Annotated in this window: 17 protein-coding genes; 15 read left to right on the top strand and 2 right to left on the bottom strand. The window is 73.4% G+C overall.

Going from position 1 to position 14,244, the window contains the following annotated elements:
* Position 1 precedes the first annotated feature (1 nt).
* Together ACIP60_RS33615 and ACIP60_RS33610 are read right to left on the bottom strand one after the other, a co-directional pair.
* A complete protein-coding gene (locus ACIP60_RS33615) occupies positions 2 to 310 on the bottom strand; it encodes a hypothetical protein (protein WP_400692001.1) in 309 nt (102 codons plus the stop codon).
* Positions 311 to 490: 180 nt separating this feature from the next.
* Positions 491 to 661, bottom strand: a complete 171-nt coding sequence (locus tag ACIP60_RS33610; RefSeq protein WP_400691998.1) for a hypothetical protein — start codon at positions 659 to 661, stop codon at positions 491 to 493.
* A 229-nt stretch (positions 662 to 890) separates the two neighbouring features.
* Here ACIP60_RS33610 and ACIP60_RS33605 point away from each other — a divergent pair, with 229 nt between their 5' ends.
* From ACIP60_RS33605 to fabG, 15 genes are all read left to right on the top strand, one after another.
* Positions 891 to 1,748, top strand: a complete 858-nt coding sequence (locus tag ACIP60_RS33605; RefSeq protein ID WP_400691995.1) for a helix-turn-helix domain-containing protein — start codon at positions 891 to 893, stop codon at positions 1,746 to 1,748.
* On the top strand, positions 1,741 to 1,929 hold the full coding sequence (locus tag ACIP60_RS33600; protein ID WP_400691993.1) for a DUF397 domain-containing protein: 189 nt from the start codon (positions 1,741 to 1,743) through the stop codon (positions 1,927 to 1,929). Before ACIP60_RS33605 ends, ACIP60_RS33600 begins: the two co-directional genes overlap by 8 nt.
* Before the next feature lie 137 nt (positions 1,930 to 2,066).
* Entirely contained in the window at positions 2,067 to 2,255 is a 189-nt protein-coding gene (locus tag ACIP60_RS33595) for a DUF397 domain-containing protein (protein WP_400691991.1), read from the top strand.
* A gap of 78 nt (positions 2,256 to 2,333) precedes the next feature.
* Complete coding sequence (locus ACIP60_RS33590; protein WP_400691989.1) at positions 2,334 to 2,606, top strand: type II toxin-antitoxin system Phd/YefM family antitoxin; 273 nt, start codon at positions 2,334 to 2,336, stop codon at positions 2,604 to 2,606.
* Positions 2,603 to 3,007, top strand: a complete 405-nt coding sequence (locus ACIP60_RS33585) for a type II toxin-antitoxin system VapC family toxin (protein ID WP_400691987.1) — start codon at positions 2,603 to 2,605, stop codon at positions 3,005 to 3,007. Before ACIP60_RS33590 ends, ACIP60_RS33585 begins: the two co-directional genes overlap by 4 nt.
* Positions 3,008 to 3,177: 170 nt before the next feature.
* Positions 3,178 to 4,197, top strand: a complete 1,020-nt coding sequence (locus ACIP60_RS33580) for an ABC transporter ATP-binding protein (protein ID WP_400691985.1) — start codon at positions 3,178 to 3,180, stop codon at positions 4,195 to 4,197.
* The gene (locus ACIP60_RS33575) at positions 4,197 to 4,991 is read left to right on the top strand and encodes an ABC transporter permease (RefSeq protein WP_400691983.1); all 795 of its coding nucleotides are present in this window, start codon (positions 4,197 to 4,199) and stop codon (positions 4,989 to 4,991) included. The genes ACIP60_RS33580 and ACIP60_RS33575 overlap by 1 nt, the downstream gene beginning before the upstream one ends.
* Before the next feature lie 103 nt (positions 4,992 to 5,094).
* Positions 5,095 to 6,042, top strand: coding sequence for an ACP S-malonyltransferase (locus ACIP60_RS33570; RefSeq protein WP_400691980.1), 948 nt, complete (start codon positions 5,095 to 5,097; stop codon positions 6,040 to 6,042).
* Positions 6,029 to 7,576: a class I adenylate-forming enzyme family protein gene (locus ACIP60_RS33565; protein ID WP_400691977.1), complete on the top strand. Its 1,548-nt coding sequence runs from the start codon at positions 6,029 to 6,031 to the stop codon at positions 7,574 to 7,576. Before ACIP60_RS33570 ends, ACIP60_RS33565 begins: the two co-directional genes overlap by 14 nt.
* Positions 7,557 to 7,799 (top strand): acyl carrier protein, encoded by a 243-nt coding sequence (locus ACIP60_RS33560; RefSeq protein WP_400691974.1) that lies wholly within the window; start codon positions 7,557 to 7,559, stop codon positions 7,797 to 7,799. Before ACIP60_RS33565 ends, ACIP60_RS33560 begins: the two co-directional genes overlap by 20 nt.
* A 13-nt stretch (positions 7,800 to 7,812) precedes the next feature.
* On the top strand, positions 7,813 to 9,018 hold the full coding sequence (locus tag ACIP60_RS33555; protein ID WP_400691971.1) for a PLP-dependent aminotransferase family protein: 1,206 nt from the start codon (positions 7,813 to 7,815) through the stop codon (positions 9,016 to 9,018).
* Complete coding sequence (locus ACIP60_RS33550) at positions 9,015 to 11,354, top strand: lantibiotic dehydratase (protein ID WP_400691968.1); 2,340 nt, start codon at positions 9,015 to 9,017, stop codon at positions 11,352 to 11,354. Before ACIP60_RS33555 ends, ACIP60_RS33550 begins: the two co-directional genes overlap by 4 nt.
* Positions 11,351 to 12,406, top strand: coding sequence for a 2,3-diaminopropionate biosynthesis protein SbnA (gene sbnA / locus ACIP60_RS33545; protein ID WP_400691965.1), 1,056 nt, complete (start codon positions 11,351 to 11,353; stop codon positions 12,404 to 12,406). The genes ACIP60_RS33550 and sbnA overlap by 4 nt, the downstream gene beginning before the upstream one ends.
* Positions 12,403 to 13,434, top strand: coding sequence for a 2,3-diaminopropionate biosynthesis protein SbnB (gene sbnB, locus ACIP60_RS33540; RefSeq protein ID WP_400691962.1), 1,032 nt, complete (start codon positions 12,403 to 12,405; stop codon positions 13,432 to 13,434). The genes sbnA and sbnB overlap by 4 nt, the downstream gene beginning before the upstream one ends.
* Positions 13,431 to 14,183: a 3-oxoacyl-ACP reductase FabG gene (gene fabG, locus ACIP60_RS33535; RefSeq protein ID WP_100836931.1), complete on the top strand. Its 753-nt coding sequence runs from the start codon at positions 13,431 to 13,433 to the stop codon at positions 14,181 to 14,183. Before sbnB ends, fabG begins: the two co-directional genes overlap by 4 nt.
* Positions 14,184 to 14,244: the final 61 nt, after the last annotated feature.

Raw genomic sequence — 14,244 nt, 5'->3', positions numbered from 1 at the left:
CTCACCGGCCGGCAGGAGGGGCCGCGCCGTCGGCGGGGGGCAGGTGGACCTCGCTCCACACGCTCTCCTGCACGCCGCCGCCGCCGTCGCGCGAGGTGAGGGAGCGGCGGTGGCCCCAGCGGTCGCCCAGCGCGAGGGCCGCCAGCACCCCGTACTCGTCCGGCGCGGGGCCCTCCAGGTGCAGTTCGATCCGGTACCCGCCGGGGGTGGTGCTCAGCCGCGCCTTCCCGCCGCCCGCCCGCGCCAGCCGCTCGGCGATCGTCCACGCGCGTTGCTGCGACGCCTCGGCGGCGGCCTCCCGGTCCGTCACGGGCGGGACGCGGTGGACGAGGGCGGGAGGGGGAGGGGCGCGGCGGGCTCGGCCGGTTCCGAGGTCCGCTCGGGGTCGTCGGACCCCTCGCGCAGGGAACGCCGGAGGGTGGCGACTTCCTCCAACGACTGTCCGGTGTACAGCACTTGATTCCGTTCGGTGGGTGAGGGGAGAGGGGGTTCAGGCCGCGTCCGGCTCCTGCGCGGTGCCGCTGCCGACACAGCGCGGGCACCCGCAGGCCGGCCAGGTCAGCGTGGAGCGCGGCGCGGGCATCAGCGGTTCGTCGGACGTCCGGAACGAGACCTGCTCCCGGCTGCCGTCCGCCCGCACCGTGTAGACGCGGATCGTCATCCCGGGCTTCGGGGCGGGGCGGCCGTCGGACGGGCCCTCGGCTGCCGTCGGTGGGATGAAGGGGTCTGGCTGACAAGTCGTCATGATTGTTGCTCCGTGGGGAGATTGCCGTCCGCTTCGGTCACTGTCTGTGCTTCAAGCGTTGCCGGGCGGCGCTACCCTCGACAAGGAGCACGGTGTTGCGGACCTGAGCAGGGGTCCGGCACGGAACAAGGAGGGGGCTGGACGGATGGCCTGGCAGGAACGGGACCTTCAGCCGGACCTTTCGCCCCGGCACTTCTACGGCGCCGAGATCCGCCGCCTCCGCAAGCTGCACGACAACATGTCGTTGGAGGCGCTGGGCAACATCCTCATGTTCTCCAAGGCGCACCTGTCGCGGATCGAGAGCGGCGCGTCCAAGCCGCCGGTCGGCCTGTCGGAGAAGCTGGACATGGCCTTCGGGACGGACGGACTGTTCTGCCGCCTTTACGAGATGGCGAAACGGGAGCCGTTCCCCGACAAGTACAGCGCGTTCCACAGGCTGAACGACCGCGCGGTGGAACATGCCTCCTACTCGCTGTCGATCCCCGGTCTGCTCCAGATCGAGCCGGTGATCCGGGCCATCATGTACGCGAGCGCATCCCGTGCGTCGGACGCTGAGATCGAGAGCTGGCTGACCGCCCGACTCGAACAGCAGAAACGACTCCGCGCCGAACCGGCAGTGTGCGAGTACTGGTTCATCCTCGATGAGTCCGCGCTGCGACGTCCGATCGCCGGTCCGGAGACGATGGTGGAACAGCTCTCCGTGCTGCTGGCTGCCGGTCGGCGCCGCAATGTGACGATCCAGGTGCTGCCGTTCAGCGCCGGTGCGTACTCGCGGATGAGTGGTTCTTCGCTGATCATGTTGACCTCGCCGGATCGGTCGGTGGCCGTCTACGAAGAGGGCGATCGCTGGGGGCGCCTGCACGATGACGCGGTGACCGTCGTGAGCCGCCGGAAGGACTACGATCTGTTGCGGGCTCAATCCCTCTCTCCACGGGACTCCGAGACCGTGATCAGTTCCGCCCTGGAAGGATTCGCTGAGGATGCACTCCGACGGCATGCCTGAGAACTGGGTCAAGAGCAGCTACAGCAACGATGACGGCGGCGCTTGCGTTGAGGTGGACGCCAATCGTCCGGGCACCGTCCGTGACTCCAAGGACCCCGACGGCCCGCGCCTGCGCTTCGCCCCCGCGAGCTGGGACGCCTTCGTCACCGCCGTCGTGGCAGGCGAGTTCGCCAACCTCTGACCCGAAATACCTACGGCGCCCCGCGGTTCACGGTCGAACCGCGGGGCACTTTCTTGGACGGGGCCCTGTCGACCGGAGCCCTGGGTCTGTGCTCCCGTCCGTCCTGGAAGGATTCGCCGAAGATGCACTCCGACGGCATGCCTGAGAACTGGGTCAAGAGCAGCTACAGCAACGAGGACGGCGGCGACTGCATCGAGGTGGACACCAACCGCCCGGGCACCGTCCGCGACTCCAAGGACCCCGACGGCCCGCGCCTGCGCTTCACGCCCGCGAGCTGGGACGCCTTCGTCACCGCCGTCGCGGCGGGCGAGTTCGCCAACCTCTGACCCGGGACGCGCAGTGCCCCGCGACACCCTGGCCGCGCAGGCGTGGCGCACTGCAATACGGCGCATTACGCTGGAGGGATGAAGACCATCACGCAGCGGGAGCTCGCCGCCCGGTCCAAGGCCGTGCTGGACGACGTCGAGGCGGGCGAGACGTACCACGTCACCCGGAACGGCACCGAGATCGCCGAGGTGCGGCCCCTCGGTTCGCGCCGCCGTTTCGTGCCGCTCGACGAGCTCCAGCGCAAGTGGCGCAACGCCCCGGCGGTCGACACCGCGCGGATGCGCGCGGAGGCGGACGGGTTCTTCGGCGACGAGGACCGGATCGGCGACGAGCCGGAGGAGCGGAGGTGAGCGGACGCAGGCCGCGCGGGATGCTGGACACCTGCGTCCTGATCGACCTCCCGTCGATCGACCCGGAGTCGCTGCCCCTGGAGGCGGCGGTCTCCGCCGTGGTGCTCGCGGAACTGGCCCAGGGCGTGGCCCTGGCGAAGGACCCGGTGGAGATGATGGCGCGGGCGCAGCGACTGGCGGACGCGGAGGCGGAGTTCGCCGCGCTCCCGTTCGACCGGGAGGCGGCCCGGCGGTTCGGCACCCTGGTCGCGCTCACCGTCAAGGCGGACCGGAACCCCCGGCCGCGCCGGATGGACCTGATGATCGCCGCCACGGCCGCCGCCCACGGGCTGCCGCTGTACACCCGCAACGCCGACGACTTCCGGGGCCTGGAGGCCGGGGTGGAGGTCGTCGAGGTCTGACGGCACCCATCGGTGGCGGTGGCGCTCGCGGGGCGGGTGGGGTGGGTGTTCGGGCGGGTGCGGGAGGGGATAGGGGGCCGATAGGCCGGTCGGTTCGGGGGGATAGGGGCGGCCGGGAGAGTGGTGCTCACCAGGAGGCGAACCTCCGCCGAACCGTGAGGACCCGGATGATGATCGATTACCAGAACCGAACGACGTCGAGGGGGACGGCGTCCGATCCCCTGGCCGCTGAACTGACCGGCGTCGTCAAGCGGTTCAGCAACGCCAAGGGCGAGGTGTTCACCGCGGTGAACGGGCTGGACCTGCGGGTCCGGCGCGGCGAGGTGGTGGCGTTCCTCGGCCCGAACGGTGCCGGCAAGACCACTTCGATCGACATGCTGCTCGGGCTGACCCGCCCGGACGAGGGAGAGGTGCGGCTGTTCGGCACCGACCCGGAGCAGGCCGTCCGGGCCGGCCGGGTGGCGGCGGTGCTCCAGTCCGGCGGGCTGCTGCCGGACCTGACCGTCGAGGCGACCGTGCACATGCTGGCCTCGCTGCACCCGGGTTCGGACCCGGAGCGCTGCATGGCCCGGGCCGACATCACCGAGCTGCGCGCCCGCCGGGTGGCGGCCTGCTCGGGCGGTGAGCAGCAGCGGCTGCGCTTCGCCCTGGCGCTGCTCTCCCGGCCGGACTTCCTGGTGCTGGACGAGCCGACGGCCGGCATGGACGTGGTGGCCCGGCGGAACTTCTGGGCGGCCGTCCGGGAGGACGCGGCGCGCGGCATGACGGTCATGTTCGCCACCCACTACATGGAGGAGGCGGACCAGTTCGCCGACCGGGTGGTGATGATCGACAAGGGCGCGGTGGTGGCCGACGGCTCCGCCTCCTCGATCCGCTCGGCGATCAGCGGCCGGACCGTCTCGGCGGTGCTCAGCCCGTACGAGGCCGCCCTGGTGGCCCGGACCCCCGGGGTGCGCTCCAGCACCTCGCGCGGTGAGCGCACCTACTTCACCTGCACCGACTCGGACGCCCTGCTGCGGGTGCTGGTCGGCGAGACCCGGGCCCGGGACGTCGAGGTGGCGCCGCGCAGCCTGGAGGAGGCCTTCCTGGCCATCACCGAGAACGCCCGCGAGGCCCGCGAGGCCCGCGAGGCCCGCGCCACCGCCACCGACACCGCCACCGCCACCGCCACCGCCAAGGAGAACGTCTGATGGCCGCCGTCACGGCGCCCGCCGCCCCCCGCACTTCGGTCTTCAACGGGGTCAACCCGACCTTCGTCCGCTACGAGCTGCGCCGCCGCTTCAACCGCCAGACCACGATCTTCACGGTGCTGCTGCCCGCCGTGCTCTACCTGGCGCTGTTCCGCACCGCCCCGTCCGGCGGGGCCGACCTGCCGCACGGCAACTTCGCGGCCTGGATGATGATCGGCCAGGCGGTGTACGGCGCGGCCACCGCGGCGGTCAGCTCGGCCGCCACCATCTCGGTGGAGAAGTCGGCCGGCTGGATGCGGACCATCGCGATGAGCCCGCTCACCCCGCCCGGCTACCTGCTGGTCAAGGTGCTGTGCTCGGTGCTGATGGCCGGGGTTCCGGTCGCCATCGTGGGCGTGCTGGGCGCGCTGACCGGAGCGCACGCCGACGCGAACGTGTGGGTGGTCTCGCTGCTGGTGGCCTGGGTCGGGTCGGCGGTGTTCGCCGCGCTCGGCATCGGGATGGGCCTGGCGATGAAGCCCGACGTGGTGATGCACATGCCGGGCCTGACCATGACCGCGCTGGCCTTCCTGGGCAACCTGTTCATCCCGCTCAGCGGCACCATGCTGGAGGTCTCCCGCTACACCCCGATGTACGGGGTGGCGACGCTGGCCCGGTACCCGCTGAACGACGGCTTCTCCTTCCACGGGGAGCACTCCAGCGTGGCCGGCGCGGTGTTCAACCTGCTGGCCTGGTTCGCCGGGTTCTCGTTCCTGGCGATCCGCCGCTTCCGCAAGTCCACCGGCCGCCCGTAACCGTCGCAACCGCGCGGCCCCACGCACTTCCCGTCCACGAGCACGCACGCATCCGGCGCCCGCCTCCCGGGCGCGGGCCCCACCCGAAAGGGGGTTAGAACACATGTTCGCATTCATCGCGCCGGGCCAGGGCTCCCAGACCCCGGGCCTGCTGGCCGCCTGGCTGCGCGACCCGGCCACCGCCGAGCGGGTGCGGGCCTGGTCCGAGGCCGCCGACGTCGACCTCGTCCAGCTCGGCACCAAGGCCCCGGCCGCCGAGATCGCCCGCACCGAGCACACCCAGCCGCTCCTGGTGGCCGCCGGACTGCTCGCCCACCACGCCCTCCGGGACGCCGTCCCGGACGGCGCCGCGGTGGCGGCCGGCCACTCGGTCGGCGAACTCACCGCCGCCGCGTACGCCGGGGTGCTGAGCCCCGCCGACGCGGTCCGGCTGGCCGCGGTCCGCGGCCGGGCGATGGCGGTGGCCTGCACCGAGGCACCCACCTCGATGGCCGCCGTGGTCGGCGGCGAGCAGAGCGAAGTCCTGGACCGAATAGGCGAGTTGGGCCTGTACGCGGCGACCTTCAACGGCCCCGGCCAGATCGTCGCGGCCGGCCTGGCCGACACCCTCGACCAGCTCGCCGCCGCCCCGCCGGCCGGCGCCACCGTCAAGCGGCTCAGCGTCGCCGGCGCCTTCCACACCCCGTACATGGAGTCGGCCCGGCAGTCCTTCGAGGAGGCCGCCGCCCGGGTGCCGTTCGCCCGGCCGTCCCAGCCGCTGCTCGGCAACGCCGACGGCGCGGCCGTCACCGACCCGGACGAGATCCGCCGCCGACTGGTCCGGCAGGTGGTCAGCCCGGTCCGCTGGGACCTGTGCCTGCTCCAACTCGCCGCCATGGCACCGGAACTGACGGTGTCGCTGCCGCCCGCCAAGACGCTGGCGAGCATCCTCAAGCGCCAGCACCCCGAGCTCGACGTCCTGTCCGTCACCACCGCCCGGGACGTCGCCCGGGCCCGGGAGCGGCTGACCGCCCCCGCCGGCCGAGGAGTGTCCGCCCATGCCGGTGTCTGACCTGCTGGAGTACCCGCTCAGCGAGCGGGCCGACCACCCCGCCGTGATCGACGCCCAGGGCACCCTGGACTACCGGGAGCTGGGCACCGCCGTGGAACGCGCCGTCGGCTGGCTGCGCGGCCAGGGCATCGCCCCCGGCGACCGGGTGGTGTACGCCGGGGGCAACGACCGGGCCTTCCTGGCCCTGTTCTGGGCCACCCTGCGCACCGGCGCCGTCTTCGTCCCCGTCCACCCCGAACTGACCGACCACCAGGTCGACCACATCGTCGCCGACAGCGGCGCCGCCCTCGCGGTCTGCCGCCCGGCGGCCGGCCGCCGGGCCGCCCGCACCGTCGAGGTCGGCCCGGCCTGGCAGCAGGTCCTCGCCACCCCCGCGGACCCGCACCGGGCCGAGGTCGACGAGGACGCGGTGGCGCTGCTGATCTACACCTCCGGCACCACCGGCCGCCCCAAGGGCGTGGTCTGCCCGCACCGCCAGATGCTCGCCGCCGTCGACGCCGTCAACGCCTGCCTCGGCTACGAGGAGCAGGACGTGGTGCTCTGCCGGCTGCCGCTCTCCTTCGACTACGGCCTCTACCAGGCCCTGATGTCCGCCCTGGTCGGCGCCACCCTGGTGCTGGCCCGGCGCAGCGAGGACATGGGCCTGCTGCGGCTGATCGAACGCACCGGCGTCACCGTCGTCCCGCTGGTGCCCTCGCTGGCCCAGATCCTCACCCTGCTCCAGGGCAAGCTCCACCGGCCCACCAGGGTCCGGCTGTTCACCAACACCGGCGCCCGCCCCGGCCGGGCCGTCACCGCCGAACTGCTGGAGCTGTTCCCCGGCTCCGAGTTCGCCTCGATGTACGGCATGACCGAGTGCAAGCGGATCTCCATCCTCGACCCCGAGGAGTACGCCGAGCACCCCGACTCGGTCGGCCCGGCCATCCCCGGCGACCGCATCCGCATCCTGGCCGCCGACGGCACCGAGCTCGGCCCCCGGCAGACCGGCGAGATCACCGTCTCCGGCCCCACCGTGATGGCCGGCTACTGGGGCATCCCGCTGGAGGAGCAGAGCCGGTTCGTCCGCCGCCCCGACGGCACGCTGGAACTGCGCACCGGCGACAAGGGCTGGCTCGACGAGGAGGGCCGGCTGTACTTCGTCGGCCGCGACGACGACATCATCAAGCGCCGCGGCATGCGGATCGCCCTCACCGAGGTCGAGGACGCCGCCGAGCGCATCCCCGGCGTCAGCGCCGCCGTCGCGCTGCGCCCCGAACCCGAGGGCGCCCCGCTGCTGCTGGCCGTGCACGGCACCCTCCCGCCGGAGCGGGTTCGGGCGCTGCTGGCCGAGCGGCTCGACCACAGCCGGATGCCCGACCAGGTCGTCCCGATCGCCGCCGTCCCGCTGACCGCCAACGGCAAGCCCGACCGGGCCGCCGCCAGGCGCCTGGTCGAGGCCGCCGGGAGCACCGCCGACGCGCCGGCCGCCGCGAGCACCGCCCCCCAGACCACCACCGCATCCCCGAGGAGCAGCCATGAACCAGTCGCAGTTTGACCAGCTCGTCGAACGGACCTGCTCGGTGCAGGTCACCGACTCCGAGACCCCGCTGGTGGACCTGGGCGTCGACTCCCTGCACACCATCGCTCTGCTGATGGCGATCGAGGAGGAGTTCGGCTTCGAGGTCGACCCCGACGCCCTCGTCGACCCGGCGCTCGCCTCCCCGGCCGGCCTGCTGCGCTACGTGCACGCCAACACCGCCGCCCCGGCCGGGATCTGAGGACCGAACAGCCATGTGGACCGACACCAGACCCCCGGCCGAGATGCCGAAGCTGTTCGAGCGGGGCGCGGACGTGATCTCCCTGGCCGGCGGACTGCCCGACCTGGACGTCCTGCCGCTGGCGGAGATATCCGCCCAGCTCGCCCGGCTCGTGCGGCTCGGCGGCAAACTCGCCCTCCAGTACACCACCCCGCACGTCGCCAAGGCGCTCGTCCCCGCCGTCGCCGACCTGATGGCCCGGGAGGACGGCCGGGCCGACGCGGAGAACCTGATCCCCACCAGCGGCTCGCAGATGGGCCTGACCGCCGTCGCGCTGGCCCTGGGCGCCCCCGGCGACACCATCCTGGTGCAGACCCCCGCCTACCCCGGCGCCACCGCCGCGTTCCGCACCGTCGGCCTGCGCCCGCACGCCGCGGCCGAGGACGCCGACGGGATCGACCCGCAGCGGCTGCGCCGCGACGTCGCCGAACTGCGCGCCGCCGGGCACACCGTCCGGCTGCTCTACACCAACCCGACCTTCCAGAACCCCACCGGCGCCACCCTCGCCGTTCCGCGCCGGGCCGAGGTCCTCGCCGCCTGCCGCGAGCTCGACCTGCTGCTGGTCGAGGACAACCCGTACGGGCTGCTCGGCTTCGACGGCACCACCACCGCCCTGTTCCAGTCCCTCGACCCGCAGCGGGTGGTCTACCTCGGGACGTTCTCCAAGATCTTCGCGCCCGGCCTGCGCTCCGGCTGGATCGCCGCCCCCGAGCACCTGCGGCACGACCTGGCCCGGGTCGCCGAGATCATCTCGCTGTCGCCCTCCGCGCTCGCCCAGGGCGCGCTGGCCGCCTACTACTCCCGCTCCGGCTGGAGCGACCTGATCGACCGCTACCGGGACAGCTACCGCGAGCGCTGCGCCCTGATGGCCGACGCGCTGGACGCCGAACTCGGCACCGACGGCCCCTGGCACTGGCAGCGCCCCGCCGGCGGCTTCTACCTGTGGCTGCGCCACCGCGACCGGGCCGACGCCGGGCCGTACGCGCGGGCCGCCGCCGACCGCGGCGTCTCGGTCGTCCCCGGCGGGCACTTCTCGATCGACGGCGAGCACGCCGACGGCCTGCGGCTGTGCTTCAGCAACGTGCCCCGCAAGAAGATCGCCGAGGGGATCGGCCGACTGGCCGCCGCCCTCACCGAGACCCCCGCCGCCGCCCGCGAGCTGGCGGAGGTGGCCGGATGACCGCGCCCGCCGTCGAGGCCCCCGCCGCCGACTGGGCGGACTTCGGCCCGCGCCACCCGCTGGCCGGCACCGACTGGAAGGTCTGGGGCGTCGGACTGCTGCGCAACGCCGGCTTCCCGGTCTCCGGCCTCGACCTGGTCGGCGGCACCCGCGCCCCGGCCGCCGCCGCCGCGCTCGCCGCCGGCCGCGCCACCGAGGACGAGTTCCGCGCCGCCTACACCGCCGACGCCGACCACGAGGGCGCCGCCCTCGCCGCCCTCGCCACCGACCCCAAGCTCCGCCTCGCCATCGCCTGGCAGAACCGCACCGTCTTCCGCGTCCTCGACTCGCTGGCCGCCCCCGGCGGCAAGGAGACCAAGCGCCGCCAGCGCGAACGCACCCTCGCCATGTACTGGCTGCGCTACTGCGCCAAGGCCGACACCATCGGCTTCTTCGGCCCCGCCGCCTGGATCGGCGTCGGCCGCACCGACCGCGCCGTCACGATCGAGAACGGCCCCGGCCTGGTCGCCGCCACCCACACCGCGCTGGAACGCTGGACGGTCGCCGCGATCGCCGACTGGATGGCCGAACAGCCCGGCGCCCGCTGGTGGTTCCCGCCGATGCTCCGCCCCGACGTCCACCTGGACGGCGAGCAGCTGGTGCTCCCCACCCGCAAGGTGCTGCGGCTGCGCCCCGAGGAGGCCCAGGTGCTGCGGCTCGCCGACGGCGACCGCAACGCCGAGCAGATCACCGACCTGCTGGTCGCCGAGCACGGCCGGGACGCCGCCACCGCCCGCCGGCAGGTCGAGAGGACGCTGGGCCGGCTGCTGCGCCAGCGCGTGCTCGGCTGGGACGCCAACATCCCGGTCGACGTCCGGGCCGAGGAGGTGCTGCGCCGCCGGGTCGCGGCGATCGGCGACCCCGCCCTGTTCGTCCGCTACGACGCGGTGCTCACCGAACTCGCCCGGCTCAAGGACGCCGTGCACCGGGCCCGGACCGCCGAGCAGCTGGTCGAGGCGCTGGACGCGCTGGACGCCCACTTCGTCGAGGTGACCGGCCAGGCCGCCTCCCGCGAGGAGGGCAAGGCGTACGCCGGCCGCACCCTCAGCTACCAGGACGCGCTGCGGGACTGCCGGATGGAGCTCGGCCGGGACTTCCTGGACGGCATCGCCCGCCCGCTCGCCCTGGTCGCCGACGCCGCCGACTGGTTCGGCAACCGCCTCGCCGAACTGGTCGAGGCCGAGGTCGCGGGCTTCGTCCGCACCGCCGCCGGCCGGCTGCCCGCCGGCGCCCCCGTCACGCTGGCCGACGTCTGGCCGCAGACCCTGGCGCTGTTCTGGGGCGAGCACGACCACCCCGTGCAGCAGGCCGTCCGGGAACTCGCGCTCAAGTGGCGCGAGGTGATCGGGGAGGTGCCCGAGGGCGCCACCCGGATCGACCTGGCGGTCGACGCGATCGCCGACCGGGCGCGGCGGGTCTTCGCCACCGGGCCGGTGCGCTCCCCGCACCTGGCCGTGCACAGCCCCGACCTCCAGGTGGTGGCCCGCTCGGTGGACGCCGTCAACGCCGGCGAGCACCTGGTGGTGCTCGGCGAGATGCACGCCTGCCTGGCCACCCTCGACCTGCCCTTCCTGGACTGGACGGCCGACGGCGGCTCGGTGCGCGACAAGGTCAACCGGGCGATCGGCGCCGAACGCCTGGTGCCGCTGCTCCCGGTCGGCTGGAAGCGCAACAGCGGACGGATGGTCCCCGCCCCGATCGGCGAGGGCGACCGGCTGATCGGCTTCACCCGCGCCCCGTTCGACCGGCGCGACCGGATCGAGCCCGCGGTCTCCATCACGCTGGCCGAACAGGACGGCACCGTCACCGCGACCACCGCCGACGGCCGCTCCCGCTCGCTGTCCGAACTGCTCGCCGTGCTCATCTCGATCATCGCCTGCGACGCCTTCAAGATCGGCCTGGACCGCCCGCACGCCCCCCGGGTCACCCTGGACGACCTGGTGCTGTTCCGGGAGACCTGGCGGCTGCCGCTGACCGGTCTGGCCCTGCCCGCCAAGGCCGACCGGCACCGCGACTACCTGGCGGTGCGCCGCTGGGTGACCGACCGCGGCCTGCCCGACCGAGCCTTCGTCAAGTTCCCCGAGGAGACCAAGCCCTCCCTGGTCGACTTCACCAGCCCCGTGCTGGTGCTCTCCTTCGCCAACCTCGTCCGCCGGGCGGTGCAGGCCGACCCGGACGCCGCGGTGACCGTCAGCGAGCCGCTGCCGGCCCCCGAGGAGTCCTGGCTGCCCGACGCCGACGGCGAGCGCTACGTCAGTGAGCTGCGGCTCCAGATCAGCCGAGAGGTGCCCCAATGACCGTGCTCGTCCCCGACGGCGCCACGGTGCGGGCCCGCCCGCACCGGCCGTCGGACCCCGACATCGTCGCCACGATCGGCGGAACCCCGCTGGTGGCGCTGGACCGACTCTTCCCGCCCGCCCGCTTCCAGGTGTACGCCAAGTGCGAGCGGTTCAACCCCGGCGGCTCCATCAAGGACCGCGCCGCCAAGTCGATGGTCGAACAGGCCATCGCCACCGGACGGATCGTCCCCGGCGTCTCCACCGTGGTGGAGTCCTCCTCCGGGAACCTGGGCATCGCGCTCGCCCAGCTGTGCAACTTCCACCGGCTCGGCCTGGTCATCGTGGTCGACCCGCGCACCACCCCGCAGAACCTCGCCATCATGCGGGCCTACGGCGCCAAGGTGGAGGTGGTCGAGCACCGCGACCCCGCCACCGGCGAGTACCTGCCGGCCCGGATCGCCCGGGTCCGGCACCTGCTGGAGACCGTCCCCGACGCCTGGTGGCCCAACCAGTACGCCAACGAGGACAACGCGCGGGCCCACCGCACCACCATGCGCGAGATCGTGGACGCGCTGCCCGCCGCCCCCGACTACCTGTTCCTGGCGGCCGGCACCACCGGCACGCTGCGCGGCTGCGCCGAGTACATCCACGACCAGCAACTGCCCACCCGGGTGGTCGCGGTGGACGCCGTCGGCAGCGTGATCTTCGGGCCGCCGCAGCCCTGGGAGTCCTCCCACCGGCGCACCATCCCCGGCCACGGCGCCGCGGTCGTCCCCGCCCTGCTCAAGCCGGGCCTGGCCGACCGGGTGGTCAAGGTGACCGACTCGGAGTGCATCCGGGGCTGCCGCAGCCTGCTGGGCCAGGAGTCGATCCTGGCCGGCGGCTCCTCCGGCGCGGTGATCGCCGCGATCGGGCAGTCCGCCTCCTGGATCGAGCCCGGCGCCACCTGCGTGGCCGTGCTCCCCGACGGCGGCGACCGCTACCTCGACACCATCTACGACGACCAGTGGGTCGAGACCTACCTGCGGCAGTACCTGCCGCCCACCGAGCAAGAGAGAGAAACGACATGAGGATCCTCGGCCGGGAGGACGTCCGGACCGCCCTGGCGGGCCTCGACGCCACCGTCGTCGACCTGGTCCGCAACGCCTACGTGCTGCACGGGCAGGGCAAGTCCGACCTCCCCTTCTCGACCTTCCTGCGCCCGCTGCACCGCTCCGACTCGCGGATCATCGCGCTGCCCGCCTACCTCGGCGGACCGGCCCCGGTGATGGGCCTGAAGTGGATCTCCTCCTTCCCGGAGAACGTCAAGCGCGGGATGCAGCGCGCCAGTTCGCTGTGCATCCTGAACGACCTGGAGTCCGGCTACCCGCTCGCCCTGATGGAGGGCAGCCAGATCTCCGCGGTGCGCACCGCGGCCGGCGCGGCGCTCGCCTCCGGCCTGCTGAACGCCGGGCGCGAGGTCCGCACGGTCGGCCTGGTCGGCTGCGGCACCATCAACCAGCGGGTGGTGCACTTCCTCGACCAGGTGCACGAGGAGCTGGAGACCGTCCTGCTCCAGGACGCCTTCCCGGAGCGGGCCGAGGTGTTTGCCGCCGAACTGGCCGCCGCGTACCCGCACCTGACCTTCCGGGCGGCCGGCCTGAGCCGGGTGCTGGGCGCCGACACGGTGTCGATCGCCACCACCGACTCCTCGTACTGGCTGGACCTCGCCGACCACCCGCAGCGCCCGCACGGACAGGTGGTGCTGCACCTGTCGCTGCGCGACCTGTCGGTCGAGTCGGTGCTCGGCGCGGTCAACGTGGTCGACGACGCCGACCACGCGATCCGCGAGCAGACCTCGCTGCACAAGGCCGAGCAGCAGGCCGGCCACCGCCGCTTCGTCACCGCCGAGATCGGCGCGCTGCTCGACGGCACCGCCGAACTCCCGTCCGGCGCGCGCACCGTGGTGTTCTCCCCGTTCGGGCTGGGGGTGCTCGACCTGGCCGTCGCCGAGGCGGTGCTGACCGCCGCCGAGAAGGCCGGGCTCGGCACCGAGGCCGAGGGCTTCGACCCCGGCACCCACACCGTCACCTCCAACCTGACCGGGAGCGCGGCATGACCGGGCTGTTCACCGAGGGCACCCGGGCGATCGTCACCGGTGCCTCCCGCGGCATCGGCGCGGCCATCGCGCTCCAGCTGGCCGAGCACGGCTGCGACGTCGCGCTCAACTACCGCTCCAGCGCCGGGAAGGCCGAGCAGCTGGCGGAGAAGATCGAGGGCCTGGGACGCCGCGCGCTGCTGGTGCGGGCCGACGTCTCGGACGAGGCGCAGGTCACCGCGATGTACAAGGAGATCCGCACCGCCTGGGGCGGGGTGGACGTCGCGGTCCTCAACTCGGGCATCACCGCCGACGGGCACTTCGCGGCGATGAGCGCCGCCAAGTGGCAGGAGGTGATCTCCACCAACCTGACCGGGGCGTTCCTGACCGCCCGCGAGGCCACCAAGCAGATGTACGCCTCCGGCGGGGCGATCGTCTTCATCGCCTCCACCTCCGGCATCGCCGGCCGGGTCGGCCAGGCCAACTACGCCGCCTCCAAGGGCGGGGTGATCGCGATGGCGAAGACCCTGGCCTACGAGGGCGCGCCGAAGAGCATCCGGGTCAACGTGGTCGCGCCGGGCTTCATCGACACCGACATGGTGAAGAAGGTGCCGCGCGCCCAGCTGAAGGAGGCCGCGGCGGCGATCCCGCTGGGCCGGATGGGCACCCCGGAGGAGGTCGCGCAGGCGGCGGTCTTCCTGGCCAGCCCGGCGGCCTCGTACATCACCGCCAAGGTGCTCACGGTCGACGGCGGGATGCTCTACAGCTGACCGCCGCCGTCCTCCGCAATCGAACTGACGTTCCATCAACCCACAGAGAGAGGCAGTCCCC

Origin of the sequence: Kitasatospora sp. NPDC088783, from assembly GCF_044750705.1 — a bacterium.
Lineage (GTDB): Bacteria > Actinomycetota > Actinomycetes > Streptomycetales > Streptomycetaceae > Kitasatospora > Kitasatospora fiedleri.
This window is presented reverse-complemented; position numbering and strand designations above follow the sequence as displayed.

Excerpts from the sequence above, each read along its gene's own strand:
- ACIP60_RS33595 (WP_400691991.1), top strand. The coding sequence starts at position 2,067 with ATGCCTGAGAACTGGGTCAAGAGCAGCTACAGCAACGAGGACGGCGGC.
- ACIP60_RS33605 (WP_400691995.1), top strand. The coding sequence starts at position 891 with ATGGCCTGGCAGGAACGGGACCTTCAGCCGGACCTTTCGCCCCGGCAC.
- ACIP60_RS33555 (WP_400691971.1), top strand. The coding sequence starts at position 7,813 with ATGTGGACCGACACCAGACCCCCGGCCGAGATGCCGAAGCTGTTCGAG.
- sbnB (WP_400691962.1), top strand. The coding sequence starts at position 12,403 with ATGAGGATCCTCGGCCGGGAGGACGTCCGGACCGCCCTGGCGGGCCTC.
- ACIP60_RS33550 (WP_400691968.1), top strand. The coding sequence starts at position 9,015 with ATGACCGCGCCCGCCGTCGAGGCCCCCGCCGCCGACTGGGCGGACTTC.
- sbnA (WP_400691965.1), top strand. The coding sequence starts at position 11,351 with ATGACCGTGCTCGTCCCCGACGGCGCCACGGTGCGGGCCCGCCCGCAC.
- fabG (WP_100836931.1), top strand. The coding sequence starts at position 13,431 with ATGACCGGGCTGTTCACCGAGGGCACCCGGGCGATCGTCACCGGTGCC.
- ACIP60_RS33560 (WP_400691974.1), top strand. The coding sequence starts at position 7,557 with ATGAACCAGTCGCAGTTTGACCAGCTCGTCGAACGGACCTGCTCGGTG.
- ACIP60_RS33575 (WP_400691983.1), top strand. The coding sequence starts at position 4,197 with ATGGCCGCCGTCACGGCGCCCGCCGCCCCCCGCACTTCGGTCTTCAAC.
- ACIP60_RS33580 (WP_400691985.1), top strand. The coding sequence starts at position 3,178 with ATGATCGATTACCAGAACCGAACGACGTCGAGGGGGACGGCGTCCGAT.
- ACIP60_RS33565 (WP_400691977.1), top strand. The coding sequence starts at position 6,029 with ATGCCGGTGTCTGACCTGCTGGAGTACCCGCTCAGCGAGCGGGCCGAC.
- ACIP60_RS33570 (WP_400691980.1), top strand. The coding sequence starts at position 5,095 with ATGTTCGCATTCATCGCGCCGGGCCAGGGCTCCCAGACCCCGGGCCTG.
- ACIP60_RS33610 (WP_400691998.1), bottom strand. The coding sequence starts at position 661 with ATGACGATCCGCGTCTACACGGTGCGGGCGGACGGCAGCCGGGAGCAG.
- ACIP60_RS33600 (WP_400691993.1), top strand. The coding sequence starts at position 1,741 with ATGCCTGAGAACTGGGTCAAGAGCAGCTACAGCAACGATGACGGCGGC.
- ACIP60_RS33590 (WP_400691989.1), top strand. The coding sequence starts at position 2,334 with ATGAAGACCATCACGCAGCGGGAGCTCGCCGCCCGGTCCAAGGCCGTG.